Origin of the sequence: Actinomyces faecalis, assembly GCF_013184985.2 — a bacterium.
GTDB lineage: Bacteria > Actinomycetota > Actinomycetes > Actinomycetales > Actinomycetaceae > Actinomyces > Actinomyces faecalis.
The window spans coordinates 354,681-372,043 of sequence record NZ_CP063418.1; the positions used below are offsets into that span (position 1 = coordinate 354,681).

Annotated in this window: 12 protein-coding genes; 10 read left to right on the top strand and 2 right to left on the bottom strand. The window is 68.1% G+C overall.

Translation table 11 applies throughout. From position 1 onward, the window contains the following. The first annotated feature begins 111 nt into the window (after nucleotides 1–111). The 10 genes from HRL51_RS01405 (at nucleotide 112) to HRL51_RS01450 (ending at nucleotide 14,736) form a co-directional block, all read left to right on the top strand. Nucleotides 112–1,071 carry an ABC transporter permease gene (locus tag HRL51_RS01405; protein ID WP_172192139.1) on the top strand — a complete coding sequence of 320 codons (960 nt, stop codon included), beginning with the start codon at nucleotides 112–114 and terminating at the stop codon, nucleotides 1,069–1,071. A gap of 92 nt (nucleotides 1,072–1,163) precedes the next feature. Beyond that, nucleotides 1,164–2,081: an ABC transporter permease gene (locus HRL51_RS01410; protein ID WP_425321746.1), complete on the top strand. Its 918-nt coding sequence runs from the start codon at nucleotides 1,164–1,166 to the stop codon at nucleotides 2,079–2,081. Beyond that, complete coding sequence (locus tag HRL51_RS01415) at nucleotides 2,078–4,240, top strand: ABC transporter ATP-binding protein (RefSeq protein ID WP_172119882.1); 2,163 nt, start codon at nucleotides 2,078–2,080, stop codon at nucleotides 4,238–4,240. Before HRL51_RS01410 ends, HRL51_RS01415 begins: the two co-directional genes overlap by 4 nt. A 258-nt stretch (nucleotides 4,241–4,498) precedes the next feature. After that, a complete protein-coding gene (locus HRL51_RS01420) occupies nucleotides 4,499–6,193 on the top strand; it encodes an ABC transporter family substrate-binding protein (protein ID WP_244960198.1) in 1,695 nt (564 codons plus the stop codon). Nucleotides 6,194–6,315: 122 nt separating this feature from the next. Next, on the top strand, nucleotides 6,316–7,101 hold the full coding sequence (locus HRL51_RS01425; protein ID WP_172192141.1) for a hypothetical protein: 786 nt from the start codon (nucleotides 6,316–6,318) through the stop codon (nucleotides 7,099–7,101). Between the two features lie 211 nt (nucleotides 7,102–7,312). Continuing rightward, complete coding sequence (gene typA / locus HRL51_RS01430) at nucleotides 7,313–9,235, top strand: translational GTPase TypA (protein WP_172192143.1); 1,923 nt, start codon at nucleotides 7,313–7,315, stop codon at nucleotides 9,233–9,235. A 44-nt stretch (nucleotides 9,236–9,279) separates the two neighbouring features. Further along, a complete protein-coding gene (locus tag HRL51_RS01435) occupies nucleotides 9,280–11,229 on the top strand; it encodes a VanW family protein (RefSeq protein WP_172192145.1) in 1,950 nt (649 codons plus the stop codon). 209 nt (nucleotides 11,230–11,438) lie between these two features. Then, the gene (gene fdxA / locus HRL51_RS01440; protein ID WP_172119878.1) at nucleotides 11,439–11,792 is read left to right on the top strand and encodes a ferredoxin; all 354 of its coding nucleotides are present in this window, start codon (nucleotides 11,439–11,441) and stop codon (nucleotides 11,790–11,792) included. 49 nt (nucleotides 11,793–11,841) lie between these two features. Then, entirely contained in the window at nucleotides 11,842–13,065 is a 1,224-nt protein-coding gene (dapC, locus tag HRL51_RS01445) for a succinyldiaminopimelate transaminase (protein ID WP_172192147.1), read from the top strand. A gap of 258 nt (nucleotides 13,066–13,323) precedes the next feature. After that, entirely contained in the window at nucleotides 13,324–14,736 is a 1,413-nt protein-coding gene (locus HRL51_RS01450; protein WP_172192149.1) for a citrate synthase, read from the top strand. A 134-nt stretch (nucleotides 14,737–14,870) separates the two neighbouring features. Here HRL51_RS01450 and HRL51_RS01455 read toward each other — a convergent pair whose 3' ends face one another. Both HRL51_RS01455 and HRL51_RS01460 read right to left on the bottom strand, forming a co-directional pair. Then, a complete protein-coding gene (locus HRL51_RS01455; protein ID WP_172192151.1) occupies nucleotides 14,871–15,734 on the bottom strand; it encodes a hypothetical protein in 864 nt (287 codons plus the stop codon). 207 nt (nucleotides 15,735–15,941) lie between these two features. Then, the gene (locus HRL51_RS01460; protein WP_172192153.1) at nucleotides 15,942–16,703 is read right to left on the bottom strand and encodes a hypothetical protein; all 762 of its coding nucleotides are present in this window, start codon (nucleotides 16,701–16,703) and stop codon (nucleotides 15,942–15,944) included. Between the last annotated feature and the right edge of the window lie 660 nt (nucleotides 16,704–17,363).

Sequence of the window (17,363 nt, forward strand, 5' to 3'; positions counted from 1 at the left end):
CCTGTTAGATCTCACATCGTGGGACCCGTGCAGGCGCGGTGATGTCTGTAACCGGACGGGTCCCACCCAGATGTGGCGGAAACTGTCCGGTCCTCCGGAAGAGAGGACCACATGCTCCCCTACCTTGCGCGTAGGATCGCGAACTACGCACTTCTGCTGTTCCTCGCGACCTCGCTGGCCTACATCCTGGCCTCGGTGTCTCTGGACCCGATCAACAACTGGAACCGCGAGGACCCCACCCTCAACTGGGACGCCATCCGCGCCAACCTGATCGAGTACAACATCAGCTCCGAGGTCCCGGTGTGGGACCGGTACGTCACCTGGCTCCACTCGATCGTCACCTCCTGGGACTGGGGAGTGACCCCGAAGGGTGAGTCGGTCAACGGGCTGATCAGCACCAAGATCGGTGCCTCGATCCGACTGGTCTTCGCCGGTGCGGCGATCGGCATGACCGGTGGCGTGGCCCTGGGCGCGTGGACGGCGACCCGCCAGTACAAGTTCTCTGACCGGGCGGTCTCCCTGATCGCGATGGTCATCATCTCGACCCCGGCCATGGTGATCGCTATCCTCCTGCAGGTGCTCGCGGTCCAGATCAACCGTTCCACCGGCTACCAGATCTTTGAGTTCACCGGTGAGGGCAGCGGCTTCGCCGGGCGCCTGCAGCACCTGGTGCTGCCGACCCTGTCGATGTCCCTGGGCGGACTGGCCTCCTACTCCCGCTACCAGCGCAACCTCATGCTGGACACCCTCGGTGCCGACTACGTGCGCACCGCGCGCGCCAAGGGCCTGGTCAAGCGCAAGGCCGTCACCCGGCACGCTCTGCGTACCGCCCTGATCCCGATGGCCACCTACTTCGCCTTCGCCCTGGCCGGGCTGTTCACGGGAGCCGCGATCACCGAGCGCGTCTACGGCTGGCACGGCATGGGTGAGTACTCGGTCAACTCCATCGCCGGTTACGACATCAACGGTGCTGTCGCGGTCGTCGCCTTCTCCGGCCTGTGCACCCTGACCGGTGCCTTGCTGTCGGACGTCTTCGTCGCTGTCGTCGACCCCCGAGTGAGGGTGAGCTGAGCATGGCACGTAACTACAACGGCATGGACTCCATCGGCAAGCAGATGACGGTCGGTGGGCACTCGCCCATGGACCAGCCGGCGGACATCCCGATGAGTGAGGCTGAGGCAGGCGACCTGCGTGAGACCAATCCCGCTGAGTCCAAGCGCCTGACCCGCGGGCAGATCACCCTGCGCCGCTTCCTGCGTAACAAGTCCGCTGTGGCCGGGGCTGTTGGCTTCGTCCTGGTCGCGCTGTTCGCCGTCTTCGGCAGCTACATCGGCAAGTGGGCCTACACCGACGTCGACTCCTCGTCCTTCCTGTCGGCACCCAGTGCCGAGCACTGGTTCGGCACCACCCAGGGCGGCCGGGACGTCTTCGCGATGGTGGTGGAGGGAACGCGCAAGTCGATGATGATCGGTGTGTGCGTGGCCCTGCTCCAGACCTCGATCGCCGCGCTCATCGGGTCCTCGGCTGCCTACTTCGGCGGCTGGTGGGAGAAGGTCGCGCTGTGGTTCACCGACCTGCTGCTGGTCGTGCCCTCCTTCCTCATCATCGCCATCCTGTCCCAGCGGGCAGGGGCGGCCAAGGGCTCGATCGCGCTGTTCATCGTCCTGCTGGCCGGGTTCGGGTGGATGCTGACGGCCCGCGTGGTCCGCTCGCTGACGCTGAGCGTCAAGGACCTGGACTACGTCAACGCCGCCAGGTTCATGAACGTTCCCAGCTCGCGGATCATCCTGCGCCACATCATCCCCAACATCGCTTCGCTGCTCATCGTGGACGCCACCGTCAACGTCGCCTACGCGGTCATCAGTGAGACGACGCTGTCCTACTTCGGCTTCGGGGTCCAGGCGCCCAACACCTCGCTGGGCACGCTGATCGCCGAGGGCCAGCGCTCGGCCACGACCTATCCCTGGATCTTCCTGGCTCCGGCCGCCGTCCTGGTCATTATGCTCGTGTGCGTGAACTTCATGGGTGACGGCCTGCGTGACGCCATCGATCCCTCGTCCAAGTCCGGAGGCAAGGCATGAGCCGCTCCACCAAGAACGCTCCCGTCTTCGAGTCTGACGCTCTGCCCGACCCGGGCTCCACGGCTCCTCTGCTCGAGGTCACCGATCTTCACGTCTCCTTCCCCTCCGAGGACGGGCGAGTCAACGCTGTGCGTGGCGTCAACCTGTCCGTGGCCCGTGGTGAGGTCCTCGCGCTGGTCGGTGAGTCGGGATCGGGCAAGTCCGTGACCTCCACGGCCGTCATGGGCCTGCTGGACGAGTCTGCACAGATCTCCGGCTCCGTCAGGCTGCACGGCACTGAGCTGCTCGGACGCGACGACGGCTACATGTCCAGGATCCGAGGCTCGCAGGTCGCCATGGTCTTCCAGGACCCGTTGTCGGCGCTCACTCCTGTCTACACGGTGGGTAACCAGATCGTCGAGGCCCTCAAGGTCCACAACGCCGGCATGTCCGACGCCGACGCCCACGTCCGCGCCGTGGAGCTGCTGGACCTGGTCGGCATCCCCAACGCGGACGTACGAGCCAAGGCCTACCCCCACGAGTTCTCCGGCGGTATGCGCCAGCGTGCCGTCATCGCGATCGCGATCGCCAACAACCCGGACCTCATCATCGCCGACGAGCCCACCACCGCCCTGGACGTGACGATCCAGGCCCAGATCCTCGACGTGCTGCGCACCGCCCAGGAGGAGACGGGCGCCGGCGTCATTATGATCACCCACGACCTGGGCGTCGTGGCCGGCATGGCTGACCGGGTCTCGGTGATGTACGCCGGCCGTATCGTGGAGACCGGTGACGTCGACGACATCTTCTACCGCTCGCGTATGCCCTACACCATCGGCCTGCTCGGGTCGCTGCCCCGCCTGGACGCGAAGAAGGACTCTGCGCTGGCCACCCTGGAGGGCAACCCTCCCTCCCTGCTGGAGATGCCCACCGGCTGCCCCTTCGCGCCGCGCTGTCCCATGGCGGCCCCGGAGTGCCACGAGGGCGAGCCCGCTCTGACGCTGGTGCGTGAGGGGACCACGGACGCCTCGGGCGAGGAGGCAGCCGGGCCGCAGTACTCGGCGTGCCGCCGCTTCGAGGTTATCGAGGAGGGTGGGCTGGACTACACCGACATCTACCCGGTTCCCTCCCTCAAGACTCCTGACTCGCTCAACCTCCCCCACTCTGAGCGCGCTGAGGTGCTGCGCGTGACGGAGATGGTCAAGGAGTTCCCGCTCATGAAGGGCGCTGTGTTCAAGCGCCGCGTGGGCACCGTCCACGCCGTCGACGGCGTCTCCTTCGACATCCGCGAGGGGGAGACCCTCGCCATCGTGGGTGAGTCGGGCTGCGGCAAGACGACGACCCTCATGGAGGTCCTGGGGCTGCAGGCCCCGCAGTCCGGCAAGATCGTCGTGCTGGGCAAGGACACCGGTGAGCTGAGCCGCTCCCAGCGCAAGGAGGTGCGTCAGGACCTGCAGATCGTCTTCCAGGACCCGATGGCCTCGCTCGACCCGCGTCTGCCGATCTTCGACATCCTTGCTGAGCCGCTGCGAGCCAACGGCTGGAAGAAGGACGACATCGCCCCTCGGGTCGAGGAGCTGATGGGGCTGGTCGGCCTGGAGCCGAGCCACGCCAACCGGTACCCGCGCAACTTCTCCGGTGGTCAGCGCCAGCGCATCGGTATCGCCCGCGCCCTCGCGCTCCAGCCGAGGCTGCTCGTGCTGGACGAGCCCGTCTCCGCGCTGGACGTGTCCATCCAGGCCGGCGTCATCAACCTGCTTGACGAGCTGCGGGCCACGATGGGGCTGGGCTACCTCTTCGTCGCTCACGACCTGTCCGTGGTGCGTCACATCGCCGACCGTGTGGCGGTGATGTACCTGGGCAAGATCGTCGAGGTCGGTGACGTGGACGCGATCTTCGACGCTCCTGCTCACCCTTACACCCAGGCGCTCCTCTCGGCTATCCCGATCCCGGACCCTGCTAAGGAGCGCACGCGTAGCCGGATCCTGCTGCAGGGTGACATGCCGAGCCCGGCCAGCCCTCCCAGCGGCTGCCGCTTCCGCACGCGCTGCCCCAAGTTCGCCAGCGTCCTCAGCGAGGACCAGCGTCTGGCCTGTCTGGGGGAGATGCCGGGATTTACTCCGCAGGGAGAGGATCACGAGGTCGCCTGCTACTACCCGGAGCAGACGGCGGTGTTCTGACCCCGGTGTGCCGGGTGCTCCGACACTCGTGTCTCGCAAGCCAAGACGAATGATAGTCTATGCACGATAGTGCATAGACTATCATTCGTTCGGGCTCCGTACGAACGCTCCCTGGTGCGTCGAGCATGTTTCGTGTTGGTGACAATCCTGCAAACGTCTGTTGCCTGGCGAGAAACATTCGTATGGTTTGCTCCATGTGATGGCGGGCATGCCTCACAGCTGCTCGCTTCCCACCCGTCCTTCGAAACGGAGATCCCCATGATGATGATCAACCGCCGTCTCTTCCTCGGTGGCACCGCCTCCGTGGCCGCCATGGCTGCCCTCGCGGCCTGCGCCAAGTCCAGCGACTCCGGCTCCGCGTCCGCCTCCGGAGGTGCCCAGGAGGGTGCCAAGGCTGTCAACACCCAGGAGCGCTCGGCGCTGCAGGAGGGTGGCGAGCTCAAGATGGCGCTGACCGCCACCATCGCCAACTGGAACCAGGCGACCGTCGACGGTAACGGTGTCGACTCCCGTAACATCATGAACTTCGTCTCGCCCTACTTCATCGAGTGGGCCGACGACGGCACGCCCTCGCCCAACCCGAACTTCCTGACCAAGTACGAGGCCGAGGAGGTTGACGGCAAGACCGTCGCTACCGTCGAGCTCAACGAGAAGGCCGTGTGGGGTAACGGTCGCGCGATGGACTCCGAGGACATCCGCGAGTCCCTCATCCACGGCACCGACGAGGCCTACAGCTGGGCCTCCACCGACGGCTTCGACCAGGTGGAGAACGTCGAGATCGTCGACGAGCGCTCGGCCAAGATCACGTTCAAGTCTGTCTTCCCCGACTGGACGAACCTGCTCTCCGGCTTCGCTCCCAAGGAGCTCATGTCCACCGCTGAGGCCTTCAACGACGCCATGGCGGGCGAGGACAACTTCAACAACGACTACTTCGCCGGACCTTTCAAGATCGAGGGCTTCGACAAGTCCCAGCAGGTCGTCACCCTCGTCCCCAACGACAAGTGGTGGGGCGACAAGCCGCTGCTGGAGAAGGTCACCTTCCGAGTCCTGGACCCCTCCGCCGAGGCCACGGCCTTCGCCAACAAGAACCTGGACGTCATCGACTACATCATCTCCGCTGACGTCTACCAGCAGTGCATCGGCCGCGAGGACGCCGAGGTCCGCCAGAACTACGGTCTGCAGTGGCGTCACTTCACGCTCAACGGCTCCACCGGCGTCCTGGCCGACAAGGCCGTGCGCCAGGCCCTGCTGCGCGCCTGCGACCGCCAGGCGATCGCTGCCTCGGACCTGACGGGCCTGCCCGTGGACACTGAGAAGCTGCTGCTCGGTAACCGCTTCTTCATGCCCAACCAGGACGGCTACCAGGACAACTCCAAGGACTGGACCTACGACGTCGAGGCCGCCAAGAAGCTGCTTGAGGACGCCGGCTGGACCGAGGGCAGTGACGGTATCCGTGAGAAGGACGGCCAGCGTCTGTCGATCTCCTTCACGATGCCTGCTGGCGTGCCCACGACCGAGAACGAGGCCACCCTCCTGCAGTCTCAGGTCAAGGAGGCCGGTATCGAGATCAAGCTCAACCCGGTTGACTCCAACGGCTACTTCAAGGACTACATCAACAAGGGCAACTTCGAGATCACGGCCTTCACCTGGCAGGGCACCCAGTACCCGATGGCCAACATCGGCCAGATCTACGGCACCGGCTCGGGCCAGAACTACTCGGGCATCTCGGTCCCTGAGATCGACGAGTACATCACCAAGGTCGCGACGACTGCTGACCACGCCGAGCGCGTCAGGCTCACCAACGAGGTGGACGCGCTCATCTGGGAGAACGTCATGAACTTCCCGATGTACGAGCGTCAGGAGCTGACCGCTGTGCCCAAGAAGCTGGCGAACTTCGGTGCCCAGGGCCTGGCCTCCTACCGCCCCGAGAACATCGGCTACATGAAGGACTGACCCTTCTGGCTCACGATCTGAGTCGTTGACTGCGGCCCCGCACCCGACGGTGCGGGGCCGCAGTCGTGCCCGGCCGGTGCGGCAGGCTCGCGACATCGGCGAGGCCAGGGCAGGATGAGCAGGTGCCTACCGTCATCATCCGCTCCCTGCTCGGCCGCGTCGGCTGCGTCCTCCTTGCGGCAGGCGGCCTCGTCGTCATCATGACGGTCCTGCGCTCCGACGGCGTTGCGGGCCTGATCCCGTTGCTAGGCTGGGGGACGCTGGCCGGGCTCGCCGTCTGGGCCCTGTGGTGGGCTCCCGAGATCGTCCTGACCGACGAGCGTCTGCGGATCCGTAACGCCTGGAGGACGCACGATGTCGCCTGGGGCCAGGTCGTCGGGTGCTCCACGCGCTGGTCCCTGGTGGTCAGGCTGCGTGACGGGCGCGGGGTCACCGCTGCCGCGGCCCAGCGCTCCGGAGGGCTGGGGACCTCCTGGCGACGCCGGCAGGAGCTGCGTGAGCGAGAGATGAGCACCGGGCGCACCGCGGGTGGCAGCACGGTGTCTGAGGCGCTGTCACACCGGGGAGTACGGGAGGAGTACCTGAGTCCCGGACAGGGACGATTTCGCACCAGCCTTGACGCGGATGGTGCTGGCAACCTTATTGAGGCCTACGCCGAGCGGTGGGCGGTTCATGAGCGCGTGCGGGCGCATGAGCGCGGCCGCCAGCAGCGGCTGGCGCGCCGCGACCAGGACGCCCTCCCGCAGCAGGCGGCGCAGGCGGGTCGGTCTGGGACGGACGAGCGCCAGCGTGCGGTGCCGGAACCGGCTCGTGGGCAGGGTCGTCAGGCGGTGACCAGCTCGCTCAACGTCGTGCCGGTGGTCGCGGCCGTGGTCGGTGCCGTGCTCGTGTGCGCCTCGTTCCTGTAGCCCCGCAGGGCGACTGGCTCGCGGCAGCGCCGGGTCGCCTGTGACAGGGCTCGTTCGTGAGAGGCCGCACAGTCAGCGTGTCACCCCCGTCATGGCGCGCGGTGGCCCGGCTCTCCTACCCTTGGCCTGCTGTGCGCCCGGCGCCGGCGGAGGCCCTCCGTCGTCGTCCTGTCCGATGGGCGCGCCTCCCGGACGGAAGAAGAGCCCGCTTATGACCGTGCGCCAGGACCTGCGCAACGTCGCCATCGTCGCCCACGTCGACCACGGCAAGACGACCCTCGTTGACGCGATGCTGTGGGAGGCAGGTGCCTTTGGCGCTCGTGCTACCACGGAGAACACCGGTGAGCGCGTCATGGACTCTGGGGAGCTGGAGCGTGAGAAGGGCATCACGATCCTGGCCAAGAACACGGCTGTCCACTACGCAGGCCCGGCTGCGGTGGACGCGGGTGTCCCCGAGGGCATCGTCATCAACGTCATCGACACTCCCGGCCACGCCGACTTCGGCGGTGAGGTCGAGCGCGGCCTGTCCATGGTCGACGGCGTCGTCCTCCTCGTGGACGCCTCGGAGGGCCCGCTGCCCCAGACTCGTTTCGTCCTGCGCAAGGCGCTGGCCGCGAGCCTCCCGGTCATCATCGTCGTCAACAAGGTCGACCGCCCTGACTCGCGTATCTCGGAGGTCGTCTCCGAGACAACCGACCTCCTCCTGGCGCTGGCCTCCGACCTGGCTGACGAGCACCCGGACATCGACCTCGACGCCGTCCTCGACGTCCCCGTCATCTACGCCTCGGCCAAGGCGCGCCGCGCGGACACGGTCCAGCCGGCCGACGGCGACCTGCCGGCCAACGAGAACCTCGAGCCTCTCTTCCGCACGATCATCGACCGCATCCCCGGCCCCTCCTACGACGAGGACGCCCCTCTGCAGGCGCACGTGACCAACCTGGACGCCTCGCCCTTCCTGGGGCGTCTGGCGCTGCTGCGTATCCACAACGGCACCCTGCGCAAGGGGCAGAACGTGGGCTGGGCGCGCCACGACGGCACGATCCGCTCCGCCCACGTCTCTGAGCTGCTGGTGACCGAGGGCCTGGAGCGCAAGCCCGCCACCGAGGCTCACGCCGGTGACATCGTCGCGATCGCCGGTATCGAGGACATCACCATCGGTGAGTCCCTCGTGGACCCCGACGACCCGCGCCCGCTGCCGCTGATCAAGGTGGACGACCCGGCGATCTCCATGACCATCGGGATCAACACCTCTCCGATGGCGGGGCGCACCAAGGGCGCCAAGGTCACCGCCCGCCAGGTCAAGGACCGCCTGGACCGTGAGCTCATCGGCAACGTCTCCCTGCGCGTCCTGCCCACCGACCGGCCTGACGCCTGGGAGGTCCAGGGCCGTGGCGAGCTGGCCCTGGCCATCCTCGTGGAGCAGATGCGCCGTGAGGGCTTCGAGCTGACGGTGGGCAAGCCCAGGGTCGTCACCCGGACGATCGACGGCGTCAGGTGCGAGCCGGTCGAGCGCATGACGATCGACGTTCCTGAGGAGTACCTCGGCGCGGTCACCCAGCTGATGGCCGCCCGCAAGGGTCGTATGGAGACCATGACCAACCACGGCACCGGCTGGATCCGCATGGAGTTCCTCATCCCGGCCCGTGGCACGATCGGCCTGCGTACCCAGTTCCTCACGGAGACTCGTGGCACCGGCATCGCCTCCTCCATCGCCGAGGGCTACGAGCCCTGGGCCGGCCAGATCGTCTCGCGTACCACCGGCTCGCTGGTCTCTGACCGCGCGGGCGCGGTCACGGCCTACGCGCTCATCCGCCTGCAGGACCGGGGAACCTTCTTCGTCGAGCCCACGCAGGAGACCTACGAGGGCCAGGTCGTGGGCGAGAACCCCCGCAACGAGGACATGGACGTCAACGTCGTGCGTGAGAAGCAGCAGACCAACATGCGCTCCTCCACAGCCGACTCCTTCGAGGGCCTCGTGCCTCCGCGCCACCTCACCCTGGAGGAGGCGCTGGAGTTCGCCGCCGAGGACGAGTGCGTCGAGGTCACGCCTGAGGCCGTGCGTATCCGTAAGGTGATCCTGGACTCTCAGGAACGTTTCAAGGAGGCCGCACGCCGCCGTCGCGGCCAGGCCTGATCCCTTTTCCGACGACGACCGGGACCCGCTTCCAGGAGGACTGTATGAGCGACGCTAAGCCGCCTGCGGCGGCTCCTGACGGCGTGACGACCCCGGCCGACGTACCGACTCTGGCTGAGGCTGCCTCGCTGGCTGAGGCCGTGACGCCTGAGGACGCGGCCGAGCCTGACGAGGCCGTGCTCTCGGGTGAGGACCCGGCAGCGGCTGAGGCCGGACCGTCCGGTGAGGCCGGAGGCGCCAGCAGCCCGTGGCGTCGTCGTCCGCTGGTCCTGGGCGTCGGCTTGTGCGTCCTTCTCCTTCTGGGATGGGGAGGGGTGGCGGTGGCGACGACCCAGCACCTCTTCGGCTCCTCCAGCATCTCGGGAGCCGCCGTCGGCGGGATGAGCCCCGCTCAGGCGCGCAGCGCCGTCGAGGAGGCCCTGACGCCACGGCTGGCCGAGCCGGTGACGGTGACGGCAGGCGAGGCGAGCGACCAGCTCGTCCCGGCCGAGTCGGGTGTCCGCCTGGACGCAGAGGCCTCCGTGCGCCGGCTGACGGGATTCACGCTCAACCCGGTCACGCTTGCTGAGCGGCTGCGTGGTGCGCAGGTCGCCGCGGTGGCACCTGTCGACACCCAGGCCCTGCGCCAGGCGCTGGAGGCGCGTCTGGAGACGCTCTCCTCAGGCACGAAGAACGCCACAGTCTCCTTTGACGGCACGACGCCGGTGCTCACTGCGGCGGTCGCCGGAACCGGTCTGGACGTCGAGGCCTCGGTGGCCAGGCTCTCCTCAGGGTGGCCGGTGGGGCGCAAGAGCGTCGCCCTGGTCGGTGGCCAGACCGAGCCGGCCGTCACCGACGCCGAGGCGCAGGCGCTGATCGACGACGTCCTCACGCCGCTGCTCTCGGAGAGCCTCACCGTCACGGCGGCCGGTACCGCCGCGCAGCAGGCGGCCTCTGGTGACCTCGTCCTGACTCCTGACCAGACGGTGGCCCTGACCGCAGTCACCAGCGCGGAGGGGAAGATCCAGGCGGCCTTGGACGCGACCGGCCTGCACGAGGCCGTGGTCGCCGCGATGGGGGCCGGCATCCAGACCGCTGCCCAGGACTCCTCCTTCACGATCGAGGGGTCCCCCGCCGGCACGCCCGGCTTTGTGCCCGCGAAGCCGGGCACCGCCGTCGACTCCGAGGCGCTGGCCGAGTCGCTGCTCAAGGCGGGGACGACAGGCAAGGACGCGGCTGCGCGCACCGTGCCCCTGCCACTGACCGAGGCTGCTGCGGCCCACGCCGAGTCCGAGGCGGACCTGGGAGTCGTCCAGGTCGTCGGTGAGTACGCGACGCCCTACTACTACGACCCGGTACGCACCCAGAACCTGGTGACCGGGACCGCGAAGATCAACGGCGTGCTCGTGCGTCCGGGTGAGACCTTCTCGCTGTCCGAGGCGCTGGGCCCCATTGACGCCGAGCACGGCTTCACCTCCTCCGGCGTCCTGTCCGGTGGTGTGCACTCCAACGCCATGGGCGGGGGACTGTCCCAGGTCACGACGACCGTCTTCAACGCAGCCTTTGAGGCAGGCATGGACGACGTCGAGCACCACCCGCACTCGGTGTGGTTCACCCGGTACCCGGCAGGCCGTGAGGCGACGCTCTGGTCGGGGCACCTGGACCTGAGGTGGAGGAACTCCACCCCCTACGCGGCGCTGGTCCAGGCCTGGGCCGCGGACGGACAGGTGCACGTGCGCCTGTGGTCGACCCCCTACTACACGGTGTCGATCACCCCCTCGGACAAGAGCAGCATCCGCCCGGTGCAGGTGATCCACTCCACCGCTGCCGGCTGCGAGCCCTACGGCGGCGGGCAGGCGGGCTTCGACATCACGGTCACGCGCAGCCGCAAGGCACCTGAGGGGGACTCGCCGGCCGACGACGTGCTGGCCACCTCCTACCAGGCGGACAACGCGCTCGTGTGCTCCGCGCCCGAGCCGGCTGAGCCGGCCGAGACTGGCGACGAGGGGGAGTAACCGCCTGTGAGCGCGGGCCCGAGGGCCTGCGAGTAGATCGGCGAGCCAAGGCTTGCGAAATACCTGCTTCGCGAGCCGCGTTTCGGACCGGGGCCTGACCGCCAGGACGTCAGGCGCTTGGGGCTGGAGCGCTCGGAGGTTGATACTGGCCCCAGCCACGCCCGCCGCGCGGGCGCTCCACCGGAGAAGGACACGAAGGACACTGCCTGATGACTTACGTGATCGCCCAGCCATGCGTCGACGTCAAGGACCGCGCCTGCGTCGACGAGTGCCCCGTCGACTGCATCTACGAGGGAGAGCGAAGCCTCTACATCAACGCCGACGAGTGCGTGGACTGCGGCGCCTGTGAGCCGGTGTGCCCCACCGAGGCGATCTTCTACGAGGACGACGTCCCCGAGGAGTGGAGCGACTACACCCGTGCCAACATCGACTTCTTCTCCCTCAAGGACCTCGGCTCGCCCGGTGGCGCCCAGAAGACCGGCGCCCTGCCCTACGACGACCCGATGATCGCTGCGCTTCCTCCTCAGAACGAGGACTACCGGGCCGAGCACGGGCTGGACTGACGCGCGGGCCGTTGGTGCCGGCAGCGAGTTCCTGTGGCAGGATCGCGGCATGACTGAGGTCCCCGTGCCAGACGTGCCCCGGCTCCTGCCTCGCCCTCTCGCCCTGCCGGACTTCCCCTGGGACTGCCTGGCGCCCTACCGCGCCCGTGCGGCAGAGCACCCGGGCGGCGTCGTCGACCTTGCTGTCGGTACGCCGGTGGACCCGACGCCTGAGCTTGCCCGCCAGGCGCTGGCAGCCGCCTCTGACGCGCCGGGATACCCGACCGCCGTCGGCACAGGGCAGGTACGTGAGGCGATCATCGGCTGGATGGGGCGACGGCGAGGAGTCCAGGGGCTGCCCCGCGACGCCGTCATCCCCACCATCGGCTCCAAGGAGAGCGTGGCCCTCCTCCCGCTGCAGCTGGGTGTACGGCCCGGCGACCTCGTGCTCCACCCGCGCGCCGCCTACCCGACCTACGACGTCGGGGCCCGCCTGGCCGGAGCGACCCCGGTCCCGGTGGACACCGACGCTGACCCGGCCACCTGGCGGCTTCCGGAGCCGTCCGACGGCGAGGCCGGGCGCGTCGCGCTCGTGTGGCTCAACAGTCCTGGCAATCCTGACGGACACGTCCTGTCAGCTGAGCAGCTGGCGCGGATCGTGACCTGGGCGCGTGAGTGCGGCGCCGTCGTCGCCTCGGACGAGTGCTACGCCGAGCTGGCCTGGGAGGAGCCGTGGGCCAGCCAGTCGGTCCCCAGCCTGCTGGATCCTCAGGTTACGGGGCTGCGCCCGGACGGCAGCCTGGACCTGGGCGGGCTGCTCACCCTCTACTCCACCTCCAAGCAGTCCAACCTCGCGGGCTACCGTGCCGCCTTCCTCGCTGGTGACCCCGTCCTCGTCAGCGCGGTTACCGAGATCCGGAAGCACTCCGGGCTGCTCGTGCCGGCGCCGGTCCAGGCCGCGATGACGGCCGTGCTCGACGACGACGCGCACGTCGAGGCCCAGCGCGAGACCTACCGTGCCCGACGTGAGGCCCTCGTGGAGGCCACCGCGGCAGCAGGGCTGGTCAACGACCCGGCGTCGGTCGCCGGTCTCTACCTGTGGCTGTCGGGGCCTGACTCGATGAGTGCCTTCGACCTGGTCGGCGCCTTCGCGCAGCTGGGCATCGTCGTCGCCCCCGGTGACTTCTACGGTGAGGCGGGAGCCGGCCGGGTCCGCATGAGCCTGACGGACACCGACGAGCGTGTGGCAGCCGCCTGCCAGCGGCTGCGTGCCACGGACCTGTTCCGGCGCTAGCTGCTCCTCCCCTTCTCGCTGTCGCTACCCCTTGCCCACTATCGCCACCTCAAGATGCGTCATGTTGGGGGGGGCGGGGAACGGGAAGGGGTGGCGAGGAACGGGAAGGGGTGGCGAGGAACGGGGAGCGGACTCGTGCCCCGCCGTCGTCGTGAAGCCACTAAAGTGGCCTACGGAACAGGACCTAGGCCCCAACGCGTGTCATTCGGCGGAGCTGGGGCCGGATAGATCCTCCGCCACCGTCCGCAAGGAGTCATCATGACTGAGCAGAACGCCCCCGCTACCGGCTCCGCCGTCGACCTGTCCGAGGCTGACGGCCCGGGCGTCCTCACCGTGGAGGACACGAGCCTGGAGCTGCCCCGTGTCCACGCGACGGAGGGCTCTGACGGCCTGGAGGTCGGCAGGCTCCTGGGGTCGACCGGTCTGGTGACCCTGGATCCGGGCTTTACCAACACGGCCTCGTGCACCTCAGACATCACCTACATCGACGGCGGTGCCGGCATCCTGCGCTACCGTGGCTACCCGATCGACGAGCTGGCCAAGTCCTCGACCTTCCTGGAGGTGGCCTACCTGCTCATCAACGGTGAGCTGCCCGACGCCGAGACCTACGAGCGCTTCGAGCGGCGGATCTCCCGCCACCGTCTCCTGCACGAGGACTTCCGCTCCTTCTTCACCTCCTTCCCCTCCTCCGGTCACCCCATGGCGATCCTGCAGGCGGGGATCTCGGGCCTGGCCACCTACTACGAGGACACGCTCAATCCGCACGACCCCTACGAGCGCGAGCTCGCGACGGTGCTGCTGCTGAGCAAGATGCCCACGATGGTCTCCTACATCGCCCGGCGTGCCATCGGCCTGCCGCTGCTCTACCCTGACCCCAAGCGCGGCTACGTCGACGACTTCCTCCACATGACCTTCGGCATGCCCTACCAGTCCTACGAGATCGACCCTGCCGTGGTGCGCGCCCTGGACATGCTGCTCATCCTCCACGCCGACCACGAGCAGAACTGCTCCACCTCGACCGTGCGCCTGGTGGGCTCGGCTGACGCCAACATGTACGCCTCGGTGGCAGCCGGCGTCGGAGCCCTGTCCGGGCCCCTGCACGGCGGGGCCAACGAGGCCGTGCTGCGCATGCTGGACATGATCCAGCGCGAGGGGATGACCACGGCTGAGTTCGTACGCAAGGTCAAGGACAAGGAGGACGGGGTCCGGCTCATGGGCTTCGGCCACCGCGTCTACAAGAACTACGACCCGCGCGCGGCCCTGGTCAAGGAGGCGGCCCATGATGTCCTGTCCCGCCTCAGCTCGGGCGAGGGCGACCGCAAGCTGGAGATCGCCATGGAGCTGGAGGAGGTCGCTCTGAGTGACGACTACTTCGTCTCTCGCAAGCTCTACCCCAACGTCGACTTCTACACCGGGCTCATCTACCAGGCCATGGGCTTCCCGACCAAGATGTTCACCCCGCTGTTCGCGCTGGGACGCTTGCCGGGCTGGATCGCGCAGTATCGCGAGATGATCTCCGACCCGGCCAAGCGCATCGGCCGCCCGCGCCAGGTGTACACCGGTGAGGTGGAACGGCACTACGTCGCCATGCACCGCCGCGAGCGCGAGGCCAAGGAGTACCCGGCCTTCCGTGACGGCGTGCCCAGCCTGGACCGGGTCACGCGCGTCTAGGGGCTCCTGGGCCCGGGTTCGCGTGTGCGGTCTTGGGTCGGGTCGGTCGCGAGTACAGCGCTGGCGGGACGACGGCGGAGTCAGCTGCGCCGTCGTCCCGCCTGAGGTCGTGGTCGGTACACGGTGGGCGGGTCCTACTCCTGGACTGACGCCCATAGGGTCAGCCGCGGTCCCTTCGGGGCGCTAGGGCTTTCTGTACCGCGAATGAAAGAGGTGGCTGAGCGTGCGAGCTCGGCTCGGCGGGACCACACATGCCACAGCGGGGTCGGGTAGGGCAGGAGGGTGTCCACGCTGATACGGAATACTGTCTCGTCCCGCTCCAGGGGCAGAGGGCTCTGGTCTCCCTCGCAGGCCAGGACTGAGACTCGCAGGCCCTGATGCTCCAGCAGGACGTGTGTGGTCCCCGGCGGGGCAGGATCCTGGGCGAGTGTGGACAGGGCTTGTGCCGCCTGGCTCAGTTCATCGAGGGTGAGGCGGGTGCTGAGGCTTCTCGACTGGCCGGGAAGGTAGGCATTCACTCCGGTGGTCGTCAGTTCCACAGCCGGGCGGGCGACTGTCAGCGCCGAGGGTGGTTCCCGCCTCCCGAGCCTGGCGAACAGGCCGGTGCCCTCAGTCATCGCGTGCATGTCGGTGACAAAGCGCTCGATCTCGTCCTGGGCGGCTGGCACGGCGGTGACAGGGGTGACGGCGCGCTCCCCGTGGTGTGGTGCCGCGAGAACGACGGGGCCGGTGCTCGTGCTTGCCAGGCACAGGTGGAGTTGGCCCTCCAGCGGGCAGGCGGTCCTCGTCTCGAAGGCCGCCTGCGGTGACCAGCTGGCCGCAACCTGAGGCCAGGAGTCAAGGGTGGCGACGAAGGAGGTGGCGAAGTCGGTTGACAGCGTGTGGCTCCAGCGCCCGGACGGTCCGTCGGCCTCGATGTGGATGAGGCCGGTGGAGAGGTTGGATTCTGACGTAGGGTGGGTGACGATGACGAGCTGGATGTAGGGGGTGTGGGTCATGGCGGTCATCCTGTTCCGTGCATCAGAAAGGCGATCATTCGCCCGCTTGGTCCGCCGCGGTAGACGGTTGTGATCGTTCCTGTGTGCTGCGATCCCACGCCACGGCCGCGATCACGCGGGTGCCAGTTGTGGTGCCAGGATACGGGGCACGGACCGTGACGCGGGTAGGATCTGCGTCCGGTGAGGCGCGAATAAGGCCCCAGGGGGTCAGTGAGGCGACAGCATGGCGGCGGACCACAGGGTCACGTGCGGTGGCGGCTCGTCGTCCGCACCTGCTGGCCGTAGGCGCCAGGATCGTGCTGACCGTGCCACCTCGCACGGTCGGGCCCAGAACCGCCACAACGGCACGGGCGAGGCGCCCGGCGGCACGGAGTCGACGCAGAACTGGAGGAGTGGCTGCGTCGGCGTGCGGGGAAGAGGCGACTCCTCCGGCTCACAGGCCCGGACCTGAATGCGTACGCCTGCCCGGTCCAACAGCACGCGCGTGTTCCCTGCAGGCAACGGCTCGTCAACCAGGGCCCTGAGCCCGGTGGCGAGCCCGACCACCCCGGACATGCTCAGATCTGCCGCGATGCTGACCGGCAGTCCCGACACGTAGGCGGTCAGGGCGTTGGGAGCCACCGAGAGGGCGCGGCAGGATCGGACGAGGTCTGCTGACGGATGGGTTTGCCCGAGCCGGGCGAACAGCGTGGTGCCCCCAAGTGTCGCGTGCAGGTCCGCGACGAAGTGCTCGATCTCGTCCTGGGTGACGGGCACCGTGGTGAGCGGGGTGAGTGCCTGGCGGGCGTCGTCGAGGCCCGCCAGCACGACCGGTCCCTCGGGGGTGCTGACGAGACTGATCTGGAAGCCGCCCTCGAGAGGGTAGGCAGTGAGGGTCTCGAAGGGCTTGTCCGGGGACCAGCGTGCGACGGTGCGTGGCCAGGTGTCGAAGATGGAGACGAACGAGGCTACGAGATCGATGTGTGTCACCAGCGTGTGCTCCCAGTACCCAGCAGGCCCATCGCTCCAGACGTATATGGTGCCGCTGCACGGGGCCAGGAGGCCGCGATCAGGGTGCGTCACCACCTCGAGGGTCACGCTTGATCTGCTGGACGTGACGCACTGAGTGTCCGGCCAGGTCATGGCAATGCGATCATTCTGCCGCTCGGGCGGCCTTTGTAGGCGGTGGTGATCCAGCCGTTGTTAGTGGCGACTGAAACGGGGCTGCGGTAGTAGACGGTACTTCCGTGCTTGGGGTCAGCGTAGCGGGCTCCAGTGGTAAGGGTGTTTCTGACCTGAGCGACGCTGATTGAGCGTGCGGCCATGCTGTTGAGCGCATGTTGGGTAACCCTGAATCCGGCGATGAGGTCTCCGGCTCCGCAGCCTCCGCTAGGTTGTGAGACGCGGGGCTGGTCTGCAAGTGAGAGACCCTCCTGTGGGAGGTGGGTTGCTGACAGCGTGCTGGGGTGTCCGGGGACGGACTGAAGGGTGCAGGGCCTTGCGGTCGCGGGGGAGGCGGACGGCAGATGCGGGGCGGCCTCGACTGTGGCATGAGGGACGGCCAGGGTGAGGCTGAGCAGGAGCGTGAGCAGAGCGCTCGTGCGGCGGAGCATAGTTCCTCCTGCGACAACTCAAATAGTGGTGAGAATC

Coding starts and splice junctions, on each gene's coding strand:
- HRL51_RS01405 (WP_172192139.1), top strand. CDS start 112: ATGCTCCCCTACCTTGCGCGTAGGATCGCGAACTACGCACTTCTGCTG.
- HRL51_RS01410 (WP_425321746.1), top strand. CDS start 1,164: ATGAGTGAGGCTGAGGCAGGCGACCTGCGTGAGACCAATCCCGCTGAG.
- HRL51_RS01415 (WP_172119882.1), top strand. CDS start 2,078: ATGAGCCGCTCCACCAAGAACGCTCCCGTCTTCGAGTCTGACGCTCTG.
- HRL51_RS01420 (WP_244960198.1), top strand. CDS start 4,499: ATGATGATGATCAACCGCCGTCTCTTCCTCGGTGGCACCGCCTCCGTG.
- typA (WP_172192143.1), top strand. CDS start 7,313: ATGACCGTGCGCCAGGACCTGCGCAACGTCGCCATCGTCGCCCACGTC.
- HRL51_RS01435 (WP_172192145.1), top strand. CDS start 9,280: ATGAGCGACGCTAAGCCGCCTGCGGCGGCTCCTGACGGCGTGACGACC.
- fdxA (WP_172119878.1), top strand. CDS start 11,439: ATGACTTACGTGATCGCCCAGCCATGCGTCGACGTCAAGGACCGCGCC.
- dapC (WP_172192147.1), top strand. CDS start 11,842: ATGACTGAGGTCCCCGTGCCAGACGTGCCCCGGCTCCTGCCTCGCCCT.
- HRL51_RS01450 (WP_172192149.1), top strand. CDS start 13,324: ATGACTGAGCAGAACGCCCCCGCTACCGGCTCCGCCGTCGACCTGTCC.
- HRL51_RS01455 (WP_172192151.1), bottom strand. CDS start 15,734: ATGACCCACACCCCCTACATCCAGCTCGTCATCGTCACCCACCCTACG.